Origin of the sequence: Sphingomonas aerolata, assembly GCF_003046295.1 — a bacterium.
Taxonomy (GTDB): domain Bacteria; phylum Pseudomonadota; class Alphaproteobacteria; order Sphingomonadales; family Sphingomonadaceae; genus Sphingomonas; species Sphingomonas aerolata.
The window spans coordinates 1,397,715-1,419,002 of record NZ_PZZN01000001.1 but is presented as its reverse complement, the minus strand read 5'-3'; the positions used below and the strand labels follow the sequence as shown (position 1 = coordinate 1,419,002).

Here is a 21,288-nt window from a genome sequence, read left to right as displayed (position 1 = left end):
AGGCGGGGATCCATATTCCCGGTTGTCGGCGGTGAGGCCGCACGCTTCGCCCCTATGGATTCCCGCCTGCGCGGGAATGACAGAGGTTGTGTCGGTAAATCTGCGGCAGCGGTCCTGACGCAGGCGGAACGTATTTCACGGCGGCGCGTCGCGGTAGGATGAGGGGATTCTTCGCAAAACGCTGGGTGAGAATTGCCGGCATCGTCGTCGCTGGCGTGGTGGTGCTGGGGTTGATCGGGCTCGCAGCCTTCCCTTGGGGGTCTCTCAAGGGGGTGATCCAGCGGCAGCTTACCGCGCGGTTCGGCCGGCCGGTGACGATCGGCGGGATCGAGCGCGTCGACACGTTCGGGTTCAGCCCGACAATCCGGATCACCGACGTCCGTATTCCGCAGGCGGAATGGGCGGGAACGGGCGATTTCGTCCGGTTGCGCGAGGCCGAGGCGACGTTTTCCGGGCTCGCGTTGCTGAAAGGTGCGTTCGGGCCGCGCGACGTGAAGGCGCGCGGACTGCAGCTCGTGCTGGTCCGCGACAGGAACGGCCGCACCAACTGGGAACGCCCGGGCAAGCCGAAGGGCGGCGGGAGCTCCACCGACCTTGACGGACTGACGATCAGCGACAGCGTGATCGCCTATCGCGACGACAAGCAGGACCGGTTCGTCACCGCACGCTTCGCCTCCGATCCGGTGCACGGCATCCGCGCGGCCGGCAACGGCACGATCCGCGGTGCGGCGGTGCGGATCGCCGTGGCGGGGCCTTCGGTCGAGCGGTTCCAGGGCAAGCCCTGGCCGTTCACCGCGTCGATCGACGGCGACGCGCTCTCGATCACCGCGAAGGGCCGGATGGACCACCCGCTCGACACCGACGCGATGGAGCTCGACGTCACCGCGCGCGCGACCGACCTCAAGCTGATCGACGCGGTGATCGAGGCGGGGCTGTTCCGCACGCAGCCGGTGTCGTTCTCCGCGCATGTCCGCCACGATCAGCCGAAATGGACCGTCACGCAGCTGAAGGGCGTGGTCGGGCGGTCCGATTTCACCGGGCATGTCAGCGTCGACAAGCAGGATGGCCGGAGCAAGGTCGACGGCGCGATCGTGTCGCGACAGTTTGATTTTGGTGATCTGGCGTCGGACGAGGGGAAGGCGAAGGGGGCCGCGCTCGAACGCGCAATCGGCCCGCGGCTCGTGCCCAACACGCGGATCGATATCGGCAAGATCGACACCACCGATGCGCGCATGGCGTTCCGGATCAAGCGGATCGTGAGCGCCAAGGGCGCGTCGCCGATCCTGTCCGCCAGGGGCGTGCTGGCGATCGACCACCAGCTGCTGACGCTCAGCGACCTCGACGCGCGATTGCCGCATGGTCGGGTCGAGGGGAAGCTGACGGTCGACCAGCGCGGCGACCGCAAGGTGCCGATGGTCGATATCAACCTGCGGCTGCGTGGCAGCAGCGTGCAGGATCTCGCGGGCGGCGGCGGCGAGTTCAGCGGCAATGTCAGCGCGCGCGCACGACTGAGGGGGCCGGGCACGACGATCCGCGCGGCGGTCGGCAATGCGAACGGCACGATCGGGTTCGTCGCGCGTGACGGGCAATTGCCGCAGGGGATCGCGGCGGCTTTGGGATTCGATGCGGCGCGCGCGCTGCTGGCGAAGGATGGCGAGCGCGCGGGGCTGCGCTGCGTCGTGCTGAAACTCGACGTGACGCGCGGCCATGGTCGGATCGATCCGATGATCGTCGACACGACCGCCAGCCTGTTGCGCGGTCAGGGAAGCGTGGTGTTTCCAGGCGAGACGCTGAACATCCGGCTGACGGGCACGCCGAAACAGCATGCGCTGCTGCGCGTGCCGGGCTCGGCCTATATGACCGGCACGATCGAGCGGCCGGCGGTAACGATTCCGCCCGAGGTGAAGTCGGTCGGCAACATCTTCAAGGCGATCGGCCGCGCGATCACGGGAAAACAGGGCCCGACTGCGCGCGATGCGGATTGCTCGGGGCTCGCGGCGCGCGTGCTGCGCTAAACCGATCCTCCCCGCCGGGGGGCGGATGAAGCAATCGCCTCCTGTCAGCCCGCCTCGTCCTTGAGCGGCCGCGCGAGCAGGTCGCCGATCACGTCGCGGACCGGGGCGCCTTCGAGCAGGCGGCACACGGCCTCGGTGATCGGCATGTCGACGCCCGCATCGCGCGCGGCCTCGCGCAGCACGGGGGCGGTGAATGCGCCTTCCGCGACCGTGCGGCGATCAGCCAGCAACGCGGCGGCGGCCTCGCCGCGCCCGAGACCGACGCCAAGCGAGAAATTGCGCGAACTCGTCGAGGAACAGGTAAGCACGAGATCGCCAAGCCCCGACAGCCCGGCGAGCGTCTCCGCACGGGCGCCGCGCGCGAGCCCGAACCGCGTCATCTCGGCAAAACCGCGCGCGATCAGCGCCGCACGCGCATTCTGGCCGAGCCCGGCGCCCTCGACCACGCCGCAGCCGATCGCGAGCACGTTCTTCACCGCCCCGCCAATTTCCGCCCCCGCGACGTCGGTCGACGCATAGGTCCGGAAATGCCGCGCGGCGAGCCGGGTCGCGAGCGCTTCGCCAAGCGCCTCGTCCTCGCAGGCGAGCGTCACCGCGGTGGGCAGCCCCGCCGCCACCTCATGCGCGAAGGTCGGCCCCGACAGCACCGCGATCGGCGCGTCGGGATGCACCGCACGCGCGACCTCGCCGACCAGCCGCTTGCTCCCCGCCTCGATCCCCTTGGCGCATAGCACCAGCGGAATGCCGCCGATCGGCGCGGCGGCGAGCACGCTGCCAACATGCTGCGCCGGCGTGACGACGAGGATCGCGTCCATGTCCGCCAGCGCGCCAAGGTCGCCGGTCGCGCGGATCGTCGGCGACAGCGCGACGCCGGCAAGGAACAGCGCGTTCGCATGGGTCGCGTTGATCGAGTCGACAACGGCCGGCTCGCGCGCCCACAGGATGACGTCGCGACCTTCATGCGCGGCGACCTGTGCCAGCGCGGTGCCCCAGGCGCCGCCACCGATGACGCCGATCCTCATGCCTTCACCCCTGCGCCGCGCACCGCCTCGGCGGCGGGATCGAGCGGCCAGCGCGGGCGGGCCGCGGTATCGAGCGGGTCGGTCAGTCCGGCGGCGAACCGCTCCGCCCCGGCCCAGGCGATCATCGCTGCATTGTCCGTGCACAGCCAGAGCGGCGGCGCGACAAACCGCAGGCCGCGGGTCGCGGCAAGCGTCTGCAGCGCGCCGCGGACCGCGCCGTTCGCGGCGACCCCGCCCGCAACGACGAGCGCGGTGGGTGTGACCGTCAGACCGTTCAGCGCCCTGGTCGTGCGGTCGATCAGGCAATCGACCACCGCGGCCTGGAACGACGCGGCGATATCCTCCGGCGGATAGTCCCCGACGACCCGCGCGACCGCGCTCTTGAGACCGGCAAAGGAGAAATGCGGTTCGGCCGAACCCTTGAGCGGGCGCGGCAGCGGCACGGCCTTTGGATTACCCAGCGCGGCGGCCCGCTCGACCGCGGGGCCTCCCGGGAAGCCGAGGCCGAGGATCTTCGCAGTCTTGTCGAACGCCTCACCGGCCGCATCGTCGATCGTCGTCGCGAGTCGGCGATAGGCGCCGACCCCTTCGACCAGCAACAACTGGCAATGCCCGCCCGACACGAGCAGCAGGAGATAGGGGAAGGCGAGATCGGGATCGGACAGCCGCGGCGACAGCGCATGGCCTTCCAGATGGTTGACCGCGATCAACGGCTTGCCCGCGGCGTGCGCGAGCGCCTTGCCGGTGACGAGCCCGACCATGACCCCGCCGATCAGCCCTGGGCCCGCGGTCGCGGCGATCGCATCGACATCGGCCAGCTTGAGCCCCGCATCGGCCAGCGCCGCGACGATCAGCGGCTCGAGCGCCTCGACATGCGCGCGTGCCGCGATCTCCGGCACGACCCCGCCGAACGGCGCATGCGCCGCCTCCTGCCCGAGCAACCGGTGCGCCAGCACCTGTCGATCGGCGGTGACGAGCGCGGCGGCGGTTTCGTCGCAGGAGGATTCGATACCCAGAATGATCATCCCATATCCCTATCGCGCCGGACAAGGCTTGTCCTCACGCTTGTCGAACGCGCCGCGTTTCTGCATGCAGGCGTCATGACTAGTTTTCGGCTCGGCACACGCGGCTCGCCCCTCGCCCTCGCGCAGGCAGGCATGGTGCGCGACGCCTTGTGCGCCGCGCATGGCTGGTCCCCGGATCGGATCGAGACGGTCGTGATCCGTACCACGGGCGACCGTGTGCAGGATCGCGCGCTCGCCGAGATCGGCGGCAAGGCGCTGTGGACGAAAGAACTCGATCGCGCACTGCACGACGGTGAGATCGATTGCGCCGTGCATTCGATGAAGGATGTCGAGACGATCCGCCCGCAGACCCTGCAGATCGCCGCGATGCTGCCACGCGCGGACGTGCGCGACCGGCTGATCGGCGCGGAAACGCTTGCCGATTTGCGCCAGGGTGCTGTCGTCGGCACCAGCTCGCCGCGGCGACGCGCGCAGATGCTGCGATCGCGCCCCGATCTCGACATCGTCCTAATCCGCGGGAACGTCGATACGCGGCTCGCGCGGGTCGCGGCCGGCGACATGGACGCGACGCTGCTTGCCGCCGCCGGGCTCGATCGTCTCGGGCGGACGGCGATCGGTCATGCCATCCCGACCGACATCATGCTGCCCGCGCCGGCGCAGGGCGCGGTCGGGATCGAGACCTTGGTCGGCAAGCCGGCCCATGCGATCGTCGCGGCGATCGATCACGCCGATACCAGTCTGTGCGTCCGGACCGAACGCGCGCTGCTCGCGCGGTTGGGGGCGGATTGCCATTCGCCGGTCGCGGCGCTCGCCTCGCTCGCCGGCGAGACGCTGACGCTGCGCGGCGAACTGATCGCCGAGGATGGGTCGTGCGACGTCGCCGGCGCGATCGAAGGCGGGATCGACGAAGATCTCGGTACCGCGCTCGCGCTCGATCTGCTGACCCGCGCCCCCGCCAGCGTCCGGCGCCTGTTCGCCGCATGACCCGCATCGTCGTGCTGCGCCCGGAACCGGGCAATGCCGACACATGCGCCAAGCTTCGCGGACTGGGGCTCGAGCCCCTGGCGATGCCGGTGTTCACGGTCGTGCCCGTCGCCTGGACGCCGCCCGACCTCGGCGGGTTCGATGCCGTTCTGCTGACCAGCGCGAACGCGATTCGCCATGGCGCCCTGCCCGACACGCTCAAGACGCTGCCGGTGATTGCGGTCGGCGACGCCACCGCCGCCGCCGCCCGGCGCGCAGGCTTCAGTGTCGCGGTGACCGGCACCAGCAACGTCGATGCCGCGATCGACGCAGCGCGGGCATCCGGGTTCGACCGCCTCTTCCACCCGGCGGGCCGCGACCGCAGGCCGACCGGCCCGGGCGTCGTCGTGTGCACCGTCTATGCGAGTGAGGCGCTGGGGATCGGCGATAGCGTGTTGCCTCGGCACGAAGAGCTGCTCGTGCTGATCCATTCGCCCCGCGCCGCGCGTGCGTTCGGCGAGCATGTCGCACAGGCCGGCGTCGACCGGTCGCGCGTCACGATCGCGGCGATCAGCCGCACCGCGGCCGACGCGGCGGGCAGCGGCTGGGCCGCGGTGGTGGTGGCGGAGACTCCCACCGACGATGCGCTTGTCACGATCGCCGCAAAGCGCGCGATTGACCCTGACGCGCGTCGCGGGGATAAGCGCGTCATGAGCGACCACGTGCCGATCGAGCGTCCCCGGGCACGCGGCCCCCGCCTGGGTGTTATCATCATAGTGATCGGACTGGCTTTTATCGCCGGATCGGTGGCGATGGGCTATGCGCTGAAAACGATGCCATGGTTTGGTCAGCGCACCGGTCTGACGGCCGCTGGATCGACCACGGCCACGGCGGCATCGGGCAATCCCGATTTCACCCCCGCGCAACCGCTCAACGCCAATGGCGAACAGCCGCGGGTCGACACCGCAATGCTGGCGACGCGCGAGGCGACGCTGGCGGGCCAGCTCACCGCGCTCGAGGCCCGGACCGCGGCCGTGTCGAGCGACGCGATGGCAGCCGGGGGTCAGGCGACCCGCGCGGAAGGCCTGATGGTCGCGTTCGCTGCGCGTCGGGCGATCGATCGTGGGGTCGGACTGGGCTATATCGAGGAGCAGCTGCGGCTGCGCTTCGGGCGCGCCCAGCCGCGTGCCACGGCCGCGGTGATCCAGGCCGCCCACCAGCCGGTCACGATCGAGGATCTGCGCCAGGGGCTCGATACGATCGCGCCGCAGATCACCAGCACCAACGGGACCACCAATGACAGCTGGTTGCAGACCGTGCGGCGTGAATTCAGCAACCTGATCGTCCTGCGCGAGGAAAGCATGGCCTCGCCCATGCCAGCAGATCGTCTTGCACGGGCGCGTCGGCTGCTCGAGGCCGGCCAGGTCGAGGCGGCCCGCGCCGAGGTCGAGCGCCTGCCCGGCGCGACGCAGGCGAGCAACTGGATGGACGCCGCCCGCCGCTACATCGTCGCGCGCAAGGCGCTAGATATCCTCGAGAACACGGCGCTGATGGGCCAGGCGGGCCAGCCCCAGCCCAGCCCGATCGTGGTCACCACCCCGGTGCTGCCACCGGTCGCGACATCGACGCAGACCGAGGCGCCGGTCGCCGTACCCGCCCCCTGACACCCCGCCAGGTCGACCGGCCGAGGCCTGTCGCCTAGGACTTGTCAGGGCGTCAGAAGGAGTTCCAGTCGTCCTCGTGGCGAACCATCGCCGTGATTGCGGCTGGCGGCAACGGCTTGACCGGCGACGTATAGCTTTCGGGCTGGCCATAATCCCGTTTCGCAGGTGCGACCGGCGGCTTGGCAGCGCGGGAATCGCTGGTGCGGAACCGTCGGGCCTGATCGGCCAGCGTGCCCACCTCGGCGGCAAGGTTGCGCGCCGCTGCCGACGTTTCCTCCACCATCGCGGCATTTTGCTGCGTCGTCTGGTCCATCGTCCCGATCGTCGCGGAAATCTCGGTGATCGCAACCGACTGTGCCTGATTGTCCCGCGCCATGGTGGCGAGCAGGGCGTGAACCTGCGCCACGTCGTCCGATATCGCCGCGAGCGCGCCATCGACCTTCGTCACCGCATCAACCGCGGTGACGATATCGGTCTGCGTCACCGTCAGCTGGTCGCGCGCGCGCTTGGCCTCTTCCTCCGCACGCATCGCGAGCGCGGATACCAGATCGGCCACGACCGCGAATCCGCGACCCGCATCGCCGGCCCTTCCCGCCTCGACCGCGGCGTTCATCGCCAGGACGCGTGTTTGGAAGGCGATCTTGTCCAGCCCCTCGATCACGCTGTCGATGCCCTTGGCGCTGTCCGATACGCGGCCCATCGCCTGTACCGCCAGATCCGCCACCGTGCGACCGCCCCCGACCGTCGCGATCGCCTGATCGGCGCGTTCGACCGTCTGGCCGGCCGCGGTCACGGAGGCGCGTAGCCGGCCATCCATCTGAGTCACCGACGCGGCGGTCTCCTCGAGCGACGCGGCATTGCTCTCGGTCCGGCGGGCAAGATCCTCCGATGCCTGCGCGATCTCATTGGATCCGGTGCGGATCGCGGTGGCGCTTTCGGACACGGCGCCGATCAGCGTGCGCAACTGGTTGAGCGCGTCGTTATAGCTGTCCTCGAGCGGCGCGAAGCTGGCCGGGAGCCCCGTCAGCGTCGTCGACAGATCCCCGGCGGCAAGCGCGTTCAGCGCCTTGCCCATGGTCGTGATCGCCGCGTTGCGTTCGACCTGGGCTTCCTCGAAATACACCGACAGCGACAATTCCATGTCGAGCAGCGCCGCCTTGACGATCGCGATGCCGGCATCGGTCGCGCTCGGCGTGCGGAGCCCCTTCACCAGCCGCCGCCAAGGGCTGTAGTGGCGGCCGATCCCCGCAAGCAGATTTTCGAGAACGAGCGCATAGGCGCCGACATACCATCGCGGCTCGAGCCCGATCCGCGCGTGAACGGTCCCGATCCGCCGTACGCTGTCATAGAAGCTCGCGTCGAACTGGCCTCGCGCGATGTTCATCCAGTGCTTGGCCTGGGCCGACTTGGCAGAAGTCATGTGGCCGGCATCGCGGAAGAAGGGCGAGGTTTCGGGCTGATTGCGGACCCGGTCGTAGAATTTGTCGAGCGCGCCGCCGATCAGGGATTCGATCAAGGGCCGGACGGCGGCGACGGTTGCCTGTTGATCGGCTCCCATTTCCATGAAGGCGAGACGCGACGAAACTTGGTCAACGGACACGGACGGCTCCGAATATAGCGGTAGATGACCAATTTATAGCAACGCGGCGCCGCTATCGGTCAGGTCCGCCTCAACAAATCGTCGTTGTCGGGCATACATAGATCAAGCATCCCGTACGTATGGCGTGACGCCATCTGGGAGTTTAACGTGTAGGTTTGGAATCACCGATCGGCGAAAGCCGCTGCCGTTCGAGGCAGCGACTGGAGCGGGCGAAGGGATTCGAACCCTCGACCCCAACCTTGGCAAGGTTGTGCTCTACCCCTGAGCTACGCCCGCTCTGGCGCCTGTGCCGCCGGTCAGTAACGACACGGTGGCGGGGTGAGGCGCGCTATTAGCCCGGGGTTTCGGATCCGGCAAGCGCCTTCTTTGCAAAATTTGCAGCGATCATCGCGAAGAATGTCCTTGGCGACTCCCCCAATAGAACATTACAAGAACAATTGTGAACGACTCGACCGCCCTGATCGCCCGCCTCAAGCGGATCGCGACGACCGGCCTGCCATCGCAGCGCGATGGCCGGGCGGTCGAGGCCTGGATGACCGAGGGGATGGCCAAGGCGCAGCTGCACGAGATCTTCGCGTCGGTCGACGATTCGGCAAGCGCCGCGGGTTTCGCGGTCGCCACGACTCTAGCCGCACGAGCGGTGCCGCTATTGTGGCTGCGCACCGAGGCGAGCGAGCGCCAGGGCGGGCGACTCCACGCAAACGGTCTGGTGGAAATGGGGCTCGACGTCTCGTCGCTGGTGCTCGCGCTGGTTGATGACGAGGCCAGCCTGTTGCGCACCGCCGCGGATGCCGCACGATGCCAGGGGCTGGGAACGCTGGTCATCGAATCCTGGGGTCGGGCGGCGAGCATCGACCTGACGGCGACGCGTCGGCTGATGCTGGCCGCCGAAACCTCGGGCGTGACCATCCTCAGTCTCAGGATCGATGCGGCCCCCGTGCCCAGCGCCGCCGCGACGCGCTGGCAGGTGACATCGTGCCGGTCGCAACCGCTGGACGCGGACGCACCGGGCAAGCCGGCCTTCGATATCGAATTGCTGCGTCGACGCGGAGGCCAGGCCGGCCTGCGCTGGCGCGTGGAGTGGAATCGTGACGCGTATGACTTCGAACAAGCCCTCCCCCAACCCGACACCGAAACCGGCATCGATACCGCGCCGCTATATGGCGCTGGTATTCCCATGGTTGCCGATCGAGCGGCTGCGGACGATGCGCCCCCATCTGTTCGTCGGACGGGCTGAGGCACCGATCGCGTTCGTCGAGACGGTTGCGGGCGGGGTACGGCTCAAGTCGCTCGACCGCGAAGCGCTTCGCGCCGGGCTCGAACCAGGGCTGACGCTTGCCGATGCGCGGGCGCGCGTGCCTGGACTGGAAACCTATCAGCATGATCCGCATGCCGATCACGAATGGCTCGAACGGCTGGCGGACGGATGTCAGCGCTATACCCCGTCGGTCGCGCTCGATGCCCCGGACGGGTTGATCCTCGACATCGCGGGCTGCGTCCATGAATTCGAGGGAGAGCGCCGGCTTGCCGCCGATCTCGAGGAACGGCTGGCCCGCCGCGGCCTGCTGGTACGACATGCCTTTGGCGACACGCCGGATACCGCGAGGGCGCTCGCGCGGTTCGCAGGGGCCCCTGCCCCCGACGAACGCCGCGCGGTGAAGCGCCTGCCGGTCGCGGCACTCGGCCTTGACGACGATGCGACGGCCGCCTTGTCGCGCGCCGGGTTGAAGACCGTGGGCGACGTGATGGCACGCCCGCTCAGCGTGATCGCGGCGCGATTCGGCGAAGACGCCGCGATGATGATCCGCAGGCTCGACGGATCGGTGAAAGGGCCGATCGTGCCGCGGCAGACGGTTGCGAGGATCGGCGTCGAACGCCGCTTTGCCGAGCCGATCGCGCGCACCGACTATGCGCTCGAGATCCTGTCCGAGCTTGCGACCGAGGCCGGGATCCAGCTCGCCGAACGCCATGAGGGTGGCAGGCGGTGGGAGGCGAGGCTGTTTCGCGCCGACGGGCTTGTCCAGCGGTTGCGGATCGAGACGGGCCAGCCGACGCGCGACGTCGCCGTGCTGATGCAGCTGTTCCGCGAGCGGATCGACAGTCTCGCCGATCCGCTCGACCCCGGCTTCGGCTATGATCTGATCCGCCTCGATATCGCACTCGCAGAACGGCTGGATGCGACGCAGCTGAAACTGGAGGGCGGGCAGAAGGGAGACGGTCAGGACCGGGACGGCCAGAACCGTAACGTGGCGCAACTCGTCGACCAGCTCGGCACGCGGCTCGGTCGGGCACGGGTAAGGCGGTTCGCGGCGCGTGACAGCCATATTCCCGAACAGGCCGAACTGATGCTGCCGGCGGCGGACGCCGCCGCGGTCAGTGCGCGCCCGGCACCCTGGGCCGCCCCTGAATCGGGCGAACCGCCGCTGCGCCCGATCTATCTGTTCGATCCGCCGCACCCGATCGAATCGATGATGGCCGAGGTCCCGGACGGTCCGCCGCACCGGTTCCGCTGGCGCCGCACCGTCCACGACGTCGCGCACAGCGAAGGCCCCGAACGCATCGCAGGCGAATGGTGGCGGCGTCAGGACATTCCGACGCGCGATTATTACCGGGTCGAGGATCGCCGCGGCCGGCGCTTCTGGATCTTCCGGCACGGCCTGTATTCGGAGGTCGAGACTCCGCGCTGGTATCTCCACGGCGTCTTCGCATGACCGCGCCATGACCGCCTTAGCCGATTCCGCCTTTGCCGAACTCGTCGCGGCGACCAATTTCTCGTTCCTCGACGGCGCGAGCGATGCCGGAACCATGGTCGGTCGCGCGGTCGAGCTGGGCCTTGGCGGCGTCGGCATCGCCGACCGCAACACCGTCGCCGGCGTGGTCCGCGCGCACCAGGCGCTGAAGAAGGCCAAAGACGGACTGCTGGGGATGATGCTGCCGCCGATCGACTTCCGGCTGATCGTCGGGGCGCGGCTGGTGTTCGAGGACGGGACCCCCGACATCGTCGCCTATCCCTCGACCCGGCGTGGCTGGGGGCGACTGACCCGCTTGCTGACGGTCGGCAACCGACGCGCCGAAAAAGGCGGCTGCATCTTAGGGCTCGGCGACCTGATCGCGCATCATGCCGACATGATGCTGGTGGTGATGCCCGAGAGCAGCGCACGAGGCGCAACGGCCGTATCGCCGCTGCCCGACGGTGACATGCTGCCCGAACGCCGCGACCGCGACCTGTCGAGCGTCCTCCACGCGGTGAAGCGGCTGGGGGCGGACTGTGTCTGGCTCGGCGTGACGATGCCGCGCGGCGGACGCGATCGGCGGCGGCTGGCACGGCTGGCGGGGCTCGCCGACGCGGCGGGCATACCGGTGCTCGCAACCACCGATGCGCTCTATGCCTATCCCGACGACCGCGACCTGCACGACATCGTCACCTGCATCCGCGAAGGGACCAGCATCCACAAGGCCGGTCGCCTGCTCGCCGCCAATGGCGAACGCCATCTGAAGGACACAGACGAGATGGCGCGGCTGTTCCGCGATCGTCCCGATGCGGTCGGGCAAAGCGCCCGCCTGATGGCGCGGATCGCGTTCTCGCTCGACGATCTGCGCTACGAATATCCGCATGAGCCTGTCCCGCCGGGATGGGAGGCGCAGGACTGGCTCGAACATCTCGTCTGGCAGACCGCGCTCGAACGCTATGACGACCGCGTACCCGACAGGATGCTGGCGCTGCTCCATGAGGAGTTCACGCTGATCCGCGAGAAGAACTACGCCTATTACTTCCTGACCGTCTCCGACATCGTCCGGTTTGCGCGCAGCTGCGACCCGCCGATCCTGTGTCAGGGCCGCGGCTCGGCGGCCAATTCGGTGGTCTGCTATCTTCTCGGCGTCACCTCGGTCGATCCGATGAAATACGACCTGCTCTTCTCGCGCTTCGTGTCCAGCGAACGCGACGAGCCCCCGGATATCGACGTCGATTTCGAGCATGAACGGCGCGAGGAGGTGATGCAATATATCTATCGCCGCTATGGCCGCGACCGCGCGGCGATCGCCGCGACGGTCATCCATTATCGCCCCAAGAGCACGGTGCGCGAGGTCGGCAAGGCGTTGGGCCTGACCGAAGACGTGACGCAGAAACTGACGAGCACGGTCTGGGGTAGTTTTTCGAGCCGGTTCGACGAACGCCGCTTCACCGAAACCGGGTTCGATCCCGACAATCCGGAGATCGCGCGGCTTCGCGAGATGGTCGACAGGCTGCTCGAATTTCCGCGGCATCTGTCACAGCATGTCGGCGGGTTCGTGCTGACGCAGGGACGGCTCGACGAAATGGTGCCGATCCACAACGGTGCGATGGCGGACCGCACCTTCATCGAATGGGACAAGGACGATATCGACGCGCTGGGGCTGATGAAGGTCGATATCCTTGCGCTCGGCATGCTGACCTGCATCCGCAAGAGCTTCGACCTGATGCGCGAGCATGGCCACGGCGATCACCTGCTCGACACGATCGCCGTCGCCGAGGACGACCGTGTCTATGACATGCTGTGCAGGGGCGACAGCATCGGCGTGTTCCAGGTCGAAAGCCGCGCGCAGATCAACATGTTGCCGCGCCTGCGTCCGCGCAAACTCTATGATCTGGTAGTACAGGTCGCGATCGTCCGCCCCGGACCGATCGAGGGCGACATGGTCCATCCCTATCTCCGCCGCCGCAGCGGCAAGGAGAAGGTCGACTTCCCCTCGCCCCACCCGCGTTTCGGCCCGCCCGACGAACTCCAGCAGCTGCTTCGCTTCACCTATGGCGTGCCGCTGTTCCAGGAACAGGCGATGAAGCTGGCGATCGTCGCGGCGGGGTTCACGCCGGGCGAGGCGAACCAGTTGCGCAAGTCGATGGCAACGTTTCGAAAGGTCGGCGGCATGGATAATTTCCAGGCCAAGCTGATCGGCGGGATGGTCCGCCGTGGCTATGAGGCGGAGTTCGCCGAACGCTGTTTCAAACAGATCGAGGGGTTCGGATCCTACGGCTTTCCCGAAAGCCATGCGCTGTCCTTCGCGCGGCTGGTCTATGTCTCGTCGTGGATCAAATGCTTCCACCCCGCCGTGTTCACCTGCGCGCTGCTCAATTCGCAGCCCATGGGATTCTACGCCCCGGCACAATTGGTGCGCGACGCGGTCGAACACGGGGTGACCGTGCTGCCCGTCGAAGTGAATGCGAGCCTGTGGGACAATGGCCTCGAAGCCGGCACCACGGCCGGGCAGGAATCGTTGCGCCTCGGCTTTCGGCAGGTCGACGGGTTCCGCGCGGAATGGGCGCACAATCTCGTCGCGGCGCGCACGCGCGCGCGCTTCACCGGGATCGAGGACCTTGCCCGCCGCGCCGACCTACCGCAGCGCGCGATGAACCTGCTCGCCGATGCGGATGCGTTCCGCTCGCTCGCCAAGGACCGTCGCGAGGCGCTGTGGGACGTCCGCCGCACCCCGCCCAAACAGCTCGCGCTGTTCGCCGCCGCCGACGTGCCCGAGCTGGGCGTCGAACCCGATGCACAGCTTCCCGCGATGCCCCTGTCCGAACAGGTCGCCGCCGATTACCAGACGACCGGCCTGTCGCTGAAGGCGCATCCGATGGCGTTCCTGCGCGATCGCTTCGCCGCCGAGGGGATCCTGTCGAGCGCCCAGGCCTGTGCCACCAGGGACGGCCGGCGCGCCAGAGTTGCAGGCATCGTCCTCGTCCGCCAGCGCCCGGGCAAGGGCAATGCGATTTTCGTGACGATCGAGGACGAGACCGGCGTCACCAACGGGCTGATCTGGGCGCGCGATTTCGAGGCGAACCGCCGCGCAGTGATGGCCTCGCGGCTGATGGTTCTCGAAGGGGTGATCCAGCGCAGTGAGGAAGGTGTCACGCATCTGATCGCATCGCGCGTCCAGGATCGCAGCGCGATGCTACGGTTCCTGTCCGAGGACCATGCGCTCGACGCGCCATTGTGCCGCGCGGACGAAGTAGTCCGTTCCGTCCCGACGCGCAGTCCGGATTCACGGTCATCTCTGTCGCAACCCTCGCGCGCCCAGCATCCCCGCGACGTGCGTGTCCTGCCCAAGTCACGCGACTTCCATTGAGAGTGTCGGTAAGATGGTGGCAATCACCGCGCCGCCGCCCCAGATAGCGCACAGTTCAATACGGGAGTGTATGTTGGCCACGCTTGGAATGTCGCCTGCCGAGAAGGACGCCGTCGAGGCGTTCCGTCGCGATGTCGTCGAACCGTCGATGACGAAACTCGTGATCATCGACTTCTGGGCGGAATGGTGCGGGCCGTGCAAGGCGCTCGGGCCGACGCTCGAAAAGGTCGCCGCTGATTATGCGGACAAGGGTGTCGTGCTGGCGAAGGTCGATACCGACAAGAACCAGTTCATTGCCGCGCAATTCCAGATCAAGTCGATCCCGACCGTCTATGCGATGTACCAGGGGCAGCTGGTCGCCGACATGACCAGCGCGCGCACCGATTCACAGCTGCGCGTGATCCTCGATCAGTTGCTCAAGCAGCTGCCGATCGAAGCGGAGGCCAATACCGACGCCCCCGACATCGAACCGCTGATCGCGATGGGTGAGGAGGTTCTTGCCGATGGTGATGGGGAGCGTGCGCTGGGGATCTTCCGCCAGATCGCCGACATGGCGCCCGAGCACCCCGCGGTCCATGCCGGCTTCGTCCGCGCGCTCGTCCTGACCGGGCAGCTCGATGAGGCGGCCGACTGGCTTGCGAACCTAGACCCCGCGATCGCCAAGGATCCGGCGATCCACCGCGCGCAGGCCGCGCTGGCGCTGGCCCAGTCCGCACCCCCGGTCGCCGACCTGTCGCCACTGATCGCCGCGGTCGAGGCAGCACCAGACGATTTGGCCGCGCGCTTCGCACTCGCAAACGGCCAGATGGCGGCGAACGACCGCGATGCCGCCGCGGACAGCTTCCTCGCCATCATCGCCGCGGATCGCGACTGGAACGAGAGCGCCGCGCGGACGCAGCTGCTTAAATTGTTCGAGGTGGTGGGCCTCGAGGATCCCTGGGTCTCTGGACAGCGGCGGCGCCTGTCTGCGATCCTGTTCGGATGACGACCCGGCTCTCCATCTTCCCCCTGCCCGGCGCGCTGCTCTTCCCGGGCATGCAGTTGCCGCTGCACCTGTTCGAGCCGCGCTATCGGGCGATGATCAGCGATGCGATGGCGCGCGATCGGCGGATCGGCATGATCCAGCCGCGCGGTGATGATGGAGAGCTCTACGCACTGGGCTGCGTCGGCAAGATCGCCGAAGTCGAGGCGCTGGAGGACGGGCGGTACAATGTCGTGCTGGAGGGCGTCGCAATGTTCCGCATCGTCCGCGAACTCGATGTCACCACGCCCTTCCGCCAAGTCGAGGCCGAATTGCTGCCGGTGATCGAGGACGACACGCTGTCGCTCGGCCGGCGCTCGTCGCTCGAACTCGAATCCCGCCGCTTCGCCGACGTGCAGGGCTATGCGGTCGACTGGGACGCGGTCGCGCGGCTCGACGATGAGAGCCTGGTCAACGGCATCGCGCAGATCGCCCCGTTTGATTCCGCCGCCAAGCAGGCGCTGCTCGAGGCCCCTGATATCGAAACGCGCGCCGAACTGATCATCCAGCTGATGCAGTTCTTCGGGCGACATGACGGCGACGAACAGGTGACGCTGCAATGAGCGGGCTCGATCCCTGGCTCCTCGAACGCCTCGTCTGTCCGGTGTCGCGCACACCCTTGCGCTATGACGAGACCGCGCAGGAGCTGATCTCTGATGCCGCCCGGCTCGCCTATCCGGTGCGCGACGGCGTGCCGGTGATGCTTGTCGAAGAGGCGCGGCCAATCGATGGTGTCGCAACCGCCTGATGTCGAAACTCGACCGCCGCCTCGTCATGCTGGGGGCGGGCTGGAGCATCGGGCTTGCGGCATCGGGATGGTCTCCCTTCGACCGCGCCACCTGGTGGATGGAGGTGGCGCCCGTCCTGATCGCCTTTCCGATCCTCGTGGCGCTGCGCCACCGGTTCGCCTTCACCCCTCTGGCGCTATCCCTGCTCGCGTTTCACGGCTTCGTGCTGATGCTGGGTGGCGCCTATAGCTATGCCCGCGTCCCGGCCGGTTTCATGGTGCAGGACTGGCTGCATCTCGCGCGCAATCCCTATGATCGGTTCGGTCACCTGATCCAGGGGTTCGTCCCCGCGATCGTGCTGCGCGAGCTGTTGATCCGGGGTCGGCATATCGCCTCGCCACGGCTGGTGACCATCACCGTGCTTGCCTATTGCCTCGCCATCAGCGCGCTGTACGAACTGATCGAATTCGGTGCGGCGGTTTCGCTCGGCGAGGGCGCAGACGCGTTTCTCGGGACGCAGGGCGACCCCTGGGATACGCAGTGGGACATGCTCATGTGCCTGGTCGGCGCCGCACTCGCCGTCATGCTGCTGTCCCGCCCGCACGATCGCCAGATCGCGCGGGCGGGTGATGGTCAGATCGTCAGGCCCTGAAGCAGCTTGGGCAGGTCGCCGCTCTCGCCGCGCGCCTCTGCCATGAAGCGATCCTTGAGCGGCGGTAGCGCGTTGACCGCGCTGATGCCGAAGCGGCGCACCGCACTCGCGGTCTTGCCGGGCATGCCGAACAACCGGGTCAGCGTGTCGGTCGCGGCCGCGGTCATGAACGTGTCGAGCCCGCGCCAGCGCTGGTAACGCGCGAGCAGCGCCGCGTCGCCGAGATCGAGGCCGAGGCGCTTGCCCTCGACCAGAACCTCGGCGAGCGTCGCCACGTCGCGAAAGCCGAGATTGAGCCCCTGTCCGGCGATCGGGTGGATGCCGTGCGCCGCATCGCCGACCAGCGCGAGCCGCGTGTCGGTGATCCGGGCGGCGTGCTGAAAGCCGAGCGGATAGGAGGAGCGCGGCGTCAGCGTCGACAGCTCGCCGAGAAATCCGCCCATGCGCTTGCTCGCCTCGGCGAGGAAGGCGCGGTCGCCCATCTTGAGCATCCCCGCGGCGTTCTTCGTGTCGACCGTCCACACGATCGCCGAGCGATGCCCCTCCGCATCGTCGGGCAGCGGCAGCAGCGCGAACGGGCCGCTGGCGTAGAAGATCTCGTAGGCGACATCCTCATGCGAGCGTTCGTGATGAAAGGCGGCGATGATCGCGGTGTGATCATAGGACCAGTGCGCCATCGTGATCCCGGCTGCCTCGCGCGTCGGCGACTTGCGCCCCTCGGCGACGACGACCAGCGGCGCGCGGACCACCGCGCCCGAATCGAGCGTCGCGGTCACCCCCGCAGCGCTGCGGTCGAGATCGGTCGCGCGCGTCATCATCCGCAGGTCGACATGCGCCGCCGCGCTCGCGGCATCGAACAGCGTGTGACGGAGCAGCTTGTTCTCGTACATCGTGCCCAGCGCGCCGTCGTCCGCGGCGGGGACGAAATCGAGCTTGCCCGGTTCCAGCCCGTCGCTGACGCGGATCTGGCGGATCGCGCAGCCCTGCCCCGCCAGCGTCGCGCCGACGCCGATCGCATCGAGCATCCGGTGGCTCGCGCTCGCCACCGCCGAAGCCCGGCCATCGAAGCCCGGCGCCAGCGTGACCGCGGGGTCCGCCGGATCGATCACGATCGTCGAGATGCCGTGCACGTCGAGCGCCACGGCGAGCGTCGCACCGACCAGCCCGCCACCGAGGATGAGTACATCTGTGTCCATGATGCCGCTCTATCCCGCCCGCCCGCCGCTGCCAACGACGATCCGGGGTCGCTTTAACCCGTGTTGTCGCGTGCTCGCCTTGACGTCGGACCCGCCCGGCGCGATGAAAAGTCGGATTTTCGCACATTGAAGGATTTGAGGTCATGGCCAGCCGCGCGCAGCCAGCCTTATGGCGTGAGACGGTAAAGGCGGGGGCGGTGCGCAGCGGCGCGCTGATCGCCGCGATCGCGCTGTTCGTCGCGACGTTGCTGATGGCGCTGGCGTTGGCCAGCTATCATGCCAGCGATCCGGCGCTGAACACCGCGTCGGGCGGCTATCCCGCCAACCTGATCGGGCCGCCGGGCGCGTGGTTCGCCGATATCGCGCTGTCGCTGTTCGGGCCCGCCGTCGCGCTGCTGCTGCCGGTCGGGCCGATCCTTGCGATGCGGCTGTGGCGCGACCTGCCGGTCGGACGCTGGGCACGGATGCTGCGCGGCGCGGCGCTCGGCGTCGCGCTGATGGCCAGCGCGCTCGCCTTCGTATCCGACGCTTCGGTGCTCGCACTTCCTGCAGGCTGGGGTGGCATCATCGGCCTGTCGGTCGCCAATGCGGTGCATTGGGGTCTTGGATTCCTGGGCCAGCCGGTCGCCGAACTCTGGTCGGCGCGCGCCGTCGGACTGGTCGCCGCGATCGCGGGGGCGATCGTCTGGGGCAAGAGCATCGAGATCGATTTGGGCGAGCGCAAGTGGCGCTTCCGGCGCAACCGGATCCCGGCGCTCGGCTATGATGACGGGGCCGACGGCTATGTCGGTGGGCCTGACGACGAGGACGAGCCGCTGACGCTGACGCGCAAGCCCGTCGAGCCGCGCGCGATCGCCGAACCCGATCCACGCCCCGCGCCCGTCATCGCCGACCGCCAGAACGCGCCGTCGCAGGCGAAACCCAAGGAACGCCAGCTCGACCTGCGCGACAACTACACGCTGCCGAGCGTCGACCTGCTGACGCCGTCGCCGCCGAGCCAGGGCAATGTCGTCGACAAGGCCGGGCTCGAACGCAACGCGCGGCTGCTGGAGAACGTGCTCGACGATTTCCACGTCAAGGGATCGATCATCGAGGTGCGGCCGGGCCCGGTCGTGACGATGTACGAGCTCGAGCCCGCGCCCGGCATCAAGGCGAGCCGCGTGATCGCGCTGGCCGACGACATCGCGCGCAACATGTCGGCGATCTCCGCACGCGTCGCAGTGATCCCGGGACGCAATGTGATCGGCATCGAACTGCCCAATGCGCGGCGCGAGGCGGTGTCCCTCCACGAGCTCGTCGGCAGCCAGACGTTCGAGGATCAGGCCGCGCAGCTGCCGATCATTCTGGGCAAGAACATCGCGGGCGATTCGGTGATCGCCGACCTCGCGCCGATGCCGCATCTGCTGGTCGCGGGTACGACGGGGTCGGGCAAGTCGGTCGGGCTCAACAGCATGATCCTGTCGCTGCTGTACAAGCTGACGCCGAACCAGTGCCGGATGATCATGATCGATCCGAAGATGCTCGAACTGAGCATGTATGACGACATCCCGCATCTGCTGTCGCCGGTCGTGACCGATCCCGCCAAGGCGGTGCGCGCGCTGAAATGGGCGGTCGAGACGATGGAGGATCGCTATCGCCAGATGTCCTCCGTCGGCGTGCGCAGCCTCGCCGGCTTCAACGACAAGGTGCGTGGTGCCAAGGCCAAGGGGCAACCGCTGGGTCGGAAGGTGCAGACCGGCTATCATCCCGACACCGGCGCGCCGATGTACGAGGAGGAGAAGCTCGAATATGACGTGCTGCCGCAGATCGTGGTGATCGTCGACGAGCTTGCCGATCTGATGATGACTGCGGGCAAGGAGGTTGAATTCCTCATCCAGCGGCTCGCGCAGAAGGCACGCGCGGCGGGCATCCACCTGATCATGGCGACGCAACGGCCGTCGGTCGACGTCATCACCGGCGTCATCAAGGCGAATTTGCCGACGCGCATCAGCTTCCACGTCACGTCGAAGATCGATTCTCGCACCATCCTCGGCGAACAGGGTGCCGAACAGCTGCTCGGCAAGGGCGACATGCTCTACATGCCCGGCGGCAAGGGCATCGTCCGCGTCCACGGCCCGTTCGTCAGCGATGACGAGGTCCGGCTGGTGGCGGATCACTGGCGGTCGCAGGGCCTGCCCGACTACATCTCGTCGGTCACCGAGGAGCCCGAGGACGGCTTCACGCTCGAAGGCTCGCCGACCGGCGAGGATTCGGCGGAGGACCAGCAATATCGCAACGCCATCCAGCTGGTCTGCGAATCGCAAAAGGCCTCGACCTCGTGGCTGCAGCGGCAGTTGCGGATCGGCTACAACTCGGCCGCACGGTTGATCGAGCGGATGGAAAAGGACGGCATCGTCGGTCGGCCCGATCATGTCGGACGCCGCGAGGTCCTGCGCGATACAGAAGGGCATGCGATCTGAGGGCTTGAGGGGGGGGCGTCCAGCACACCCTGCCCGTCATCCCAGCGAAGGCTGGGATCCAGAGCCACAAGACCCGGCCTATGCGGCTCTGGATCCTGGGTCGAGCCCAGGATGACGCAGGCTCTGGCGGTGATGGCCCAATCCTCACGCATCCCAGTTCACAACCCGTTCAAGCCGGGCCCGGCATTGCCCGGCGTCCAAGGAGATTTCGATGTTCAACACCCGCCCCGCGGTGATCGCGACGATCGCCGCCCTCTCGGTCGCCGCCGTGCCGTCGCCGATCGCCGCACAGGCGACCGGTGATCTCGCTGCCGTCCAGAAGCACCTGCAATCGGTCACGACGATGACCGCGGACTTTTCGCAGGCGGATCGCAACGGCAAGGTGCTGACCGGCGTGCTGACGCTCAAGAAGCCGGGCAAGCTGCGGTTTCAGTATGAGAAGGGCGTGCCGATCCTGATCGTGGCCGAGGGCGGCGCGCTGACCTTCATCGACTATTCGGTAAAGCAGGTGCAGCGCTGGCCGATCAAGAACTCGCCGCTCGGCGTGCTGCTCGACCCGAGCCGCGACATCACGCGCTATGCCAAGCTGGTCCCCGGCTATGACAACCGCGTCGTCTCGGTCGAGGCGAACGACCCCAAGCATCCCGAATATGGCCGCATCACCTTGGTCTTCGCACGCGATGCCGCCGCCCCCGGCGGGCTGATGCTGCAGGGCTGGGTCGCGCTCGACAGCCAGAACAACCGGACCACCATCCGCCTGTCCAAGCAGAAATTCGGCGGACCGGTCAGCGACAACACCTTCCGGTGGAACGACCCGCGCCGGACGCGGTGAGCCTGGCCA

16 protein-coding genes and 1 tRNA gene are annotated in these 21,288 nt (G+C 68.0%); 12 read left to right on the top strand and 5 right to left on the bottom strand.

The window, feature by feature from the left end; all coding sequences use genetic code 11:
* Window positions 1–158: 158 nt before the first annotated feature.
* Window positions 159–2,015, top strand: coding sequence for an AsmA family protein (locus tag C8J24_RS06655; protein WP_107931119.1), 1,857 nt, complete (start codon window positions 159–161; stop codon window positions 2,013–2,015).
* Between the two features lie 44 nt (window positions 2,016–2,059).
* Here C8J24_RS06655 and C8J24_RS06650 read toward each other — a convergent pair whose 3' ends face one another.
* Together C8J24_RS06650 and tsaD are read right to left on the bottom strand one after the other, a co-directional pair.
* Window positions 2,060–3,037 (bottom strand): NAD(P)H-dependent glycerol-3-phosphate dehydrogenase, encoded by a 978-nt coding sequence (locus C8J24_RS06650; protein WP_107931117.1) that lies wholly within the window; start codon window positions 3,035–3,037, stop codon window positions 2,060–2,062.
* On the bottom strand, window positions 3,034–4,062 hold the full coding sequence (gene tsaD, locus C8J24_RS06645; RefSeq protein ID WP_107931115.1) for a tRNA (adenosine(37)-N6)-threonylcarbamoyltransferase complex transferase subunit TsaD: 1,029 nt from the start codon (window positions 4,060–4,062) through the stop codon (window positions 3,034–3,036). Before tsaD ends, C8J24_RS06650 begins: the two co-directional genes overlap by 4 nt.
* A gap of 75 nt (window positions 4,063–4,137) precedes the next feature.
* Here tsaD and hemC point away from each other — a divergent pair, with 75 nt between their 5' ends.
* Together hemC and C8J24_RS06635 are read left to right on the top strand one after the other, a co-directional pair.
* Entirely contained in the window at window positions 4,138–5,046 is a 909-nt protein-coding gene (hemC, locus tag C8J24_RS06640; protein ID WP_056406608.1) for a hydroxymethylbilane synthase, read from the top strand.
* Window positions 5,043–6,689, top strand: a complete 1,647-nt coding sequence (locus C8J24_RS06635) for a uroporphyrinogen-III synthase (protein ID WP_107931113.1) — start codon at window positions 5,043–5,045, stop codon at window positions 6,687–6,689. The genes hemC and C8J24_RS06635 overlap by 4 nt, the downstream gene beginning before the upstream one ends.
* Window positions 6,690–6,741: 52 nt before the next feature.
* Here C8J24_RS06635 and C8J24_RS06630 read toward each other — a convergent pair whose 3' ends face one another.
* Complete coding sequence (locus C8J24_RS06630; RefSeq protein ID WP_107931111.1) at window positions 6,742–8,253, bottom strand: protoglobin domain-containing protein; 1,512 nt, start codon at window positions 8,251–8,253, stop codon at window positions 6,742–6,744.
* A 237-nt stretch (window positions 8,254–8,490) separates the two neighbouring features.
* A tRNA-Gly gene (locus C8J24_RS06625) sits at window positions 8,491–8,565 on the bottom strand.
* A 163-nt stretch (window positions 8,566–8,728) separates the two neighbouring features.
* Between C8J24_RS06625 and C8J24_RS06620 the strand changes: the two genes are divergently transcribed.
* The 7 genes from C8J24_RS06620 to C8J24_RS06590 all read left to right on the top strand — a co-directional run bounded on the left by C8J24_RS06620 (window position 8,729) and on the right by C8J24_RS06590 (window position 16,792).
* Window positions 8,729–9,526: an ImuA family protein gene (locus C8J24_RS06620; RefSeq protein ID WP_107931109.1), complete on the top strand. Its 798-nt coding sequence runs from the start codon at window positions 8,729–8,731 to the stop codon at window positions 9,524–9,526.
* Complete coding sequence (locus C8J24_RS06615) at window positions 9,450–11,000, top strand: Y-family DNA polymerase (protein WP_208620915.1); 1,551 nt, start codon at window positions 9,450–9,452, stop codon at window positions 10,998–11,000. The genes C8J24_RS06620 and C8J24_RS06615 overlap by 77 nt, the downstream gene beginning before the upstream one ends.
* Window positions 11,001–11,007: 7 nt before the next feature.
* Entirely contained in the window at window positions 11,008–14,391 is a 3,384-nt protein-coding gene (locus C8J24_RS06610) for an error-prone DNA polymerase (RefSeq protein ID WP_107931107.1), read from the top strand.
* An 88-nt stretch (window positions 14,392–14,479) separates the two neighbouring features.
* Complete coding sequence (locus tag C8J24_RS06605; RefSeq protein WP_107931105.1) at window positions 14,480–15,376, top strand: tetratricopeptide repeat protein; 897 nt, start codon at window positions 14,480–14,482, stop codon at window positions 15,374–15,376.
* The gene (locus C8J24_RS06600) at window positions 15,373–15,975 is read left to right on the top strand and encodes an LON peptidase substrate-binding domain-containing protein (protein WP_031395355.1); all 603 of its coding nucleotides are present in this window, start codon (window positions 15,373–15,375) and stop codon (window positions 15,973–15,975) included. The genes C8J24_RS06605 and C8J24_RS06600 overlap by 4 nt, the downstream gene beginning before the upstream one ends.
* Complete coding sequence (locus C8J24_RS06595; protein WP_107931103.1) at window positions 15,972–16,160, top strand: Trm112 family protein; 189 nt, start codon at window positions 15,972–15,974, stop codon at window positions 16,158–16,160. Before C8J24_RS06600 ends, C8J24_RS06595 begins: the two co-directional genes overlap by 4 nt.
* On the top strand, window positions 16,160–16,792 hold the full coding sequence (locus C8J24_RS06590) for a DUF2238 domain-containing protein (RefSeq protein ID WP_107931101.1): 633 nt from the start codon (window positions 16,160–16,162) through the stop codon (window positions 16,790–16,792). Before C8J24_RS06595 ends, C8J24_RS06590 begins: the two co-directional genes overlap by 1 nt.
* Here the strand turns inward: C8J24_RS06590 and C8J24_RS06585 are convergent.
* On the bottom strand, window positions 16,774–17,988 hold the full coding sequence (locus C8J24_RS06585) for a UbiH/UbiF/VisC/COQ6 family ubiquinone biosynthesis hydroxylase (protein ID WP_107931099.1): 1,215 nt from the start codon (window positions 17,986–17,988) through the stop codon (window positions 16,774–16,776). The genes C8J24_RS06590 and C8J24_RS06585 overlap by 19 nt on opposite strands.
* A gap of 143 nt (window positions 17,989–18,131) precedes the next feature.
* Between C8J24_RS06585 and C8J24_RS06580 the strand changes: the two genes are divergently transcribed.
* Both C8J24_RS06580 and C8J24_RS06575 read left to right on the top strand, forming a co-directional pair.
* Window positions 18,132–20,447, top strand: coding sequence for a DNA translocase FtsK (locus C8J24_RS06580; protein WP_056406624.1), 2,316 nt, complete (start codon window positions 18,132–18,134; stop codon window positions 20,445–20,447).
* Between the two features lie 211 nt (window positions 20,448–20,658).
* Window positions 20,659–21,279, top strand: a complete 621-nt coding sequence (locus tag C8J24_RS06575) for a LolA family protein (RefSeq protein ID WP_031395416.1) — start codon at window positions 20,659–20,661, stop codon at window positions 21,277–21,279.
* Window positions 21,280–21,288 lie beyond the last annotated feature (9 nt).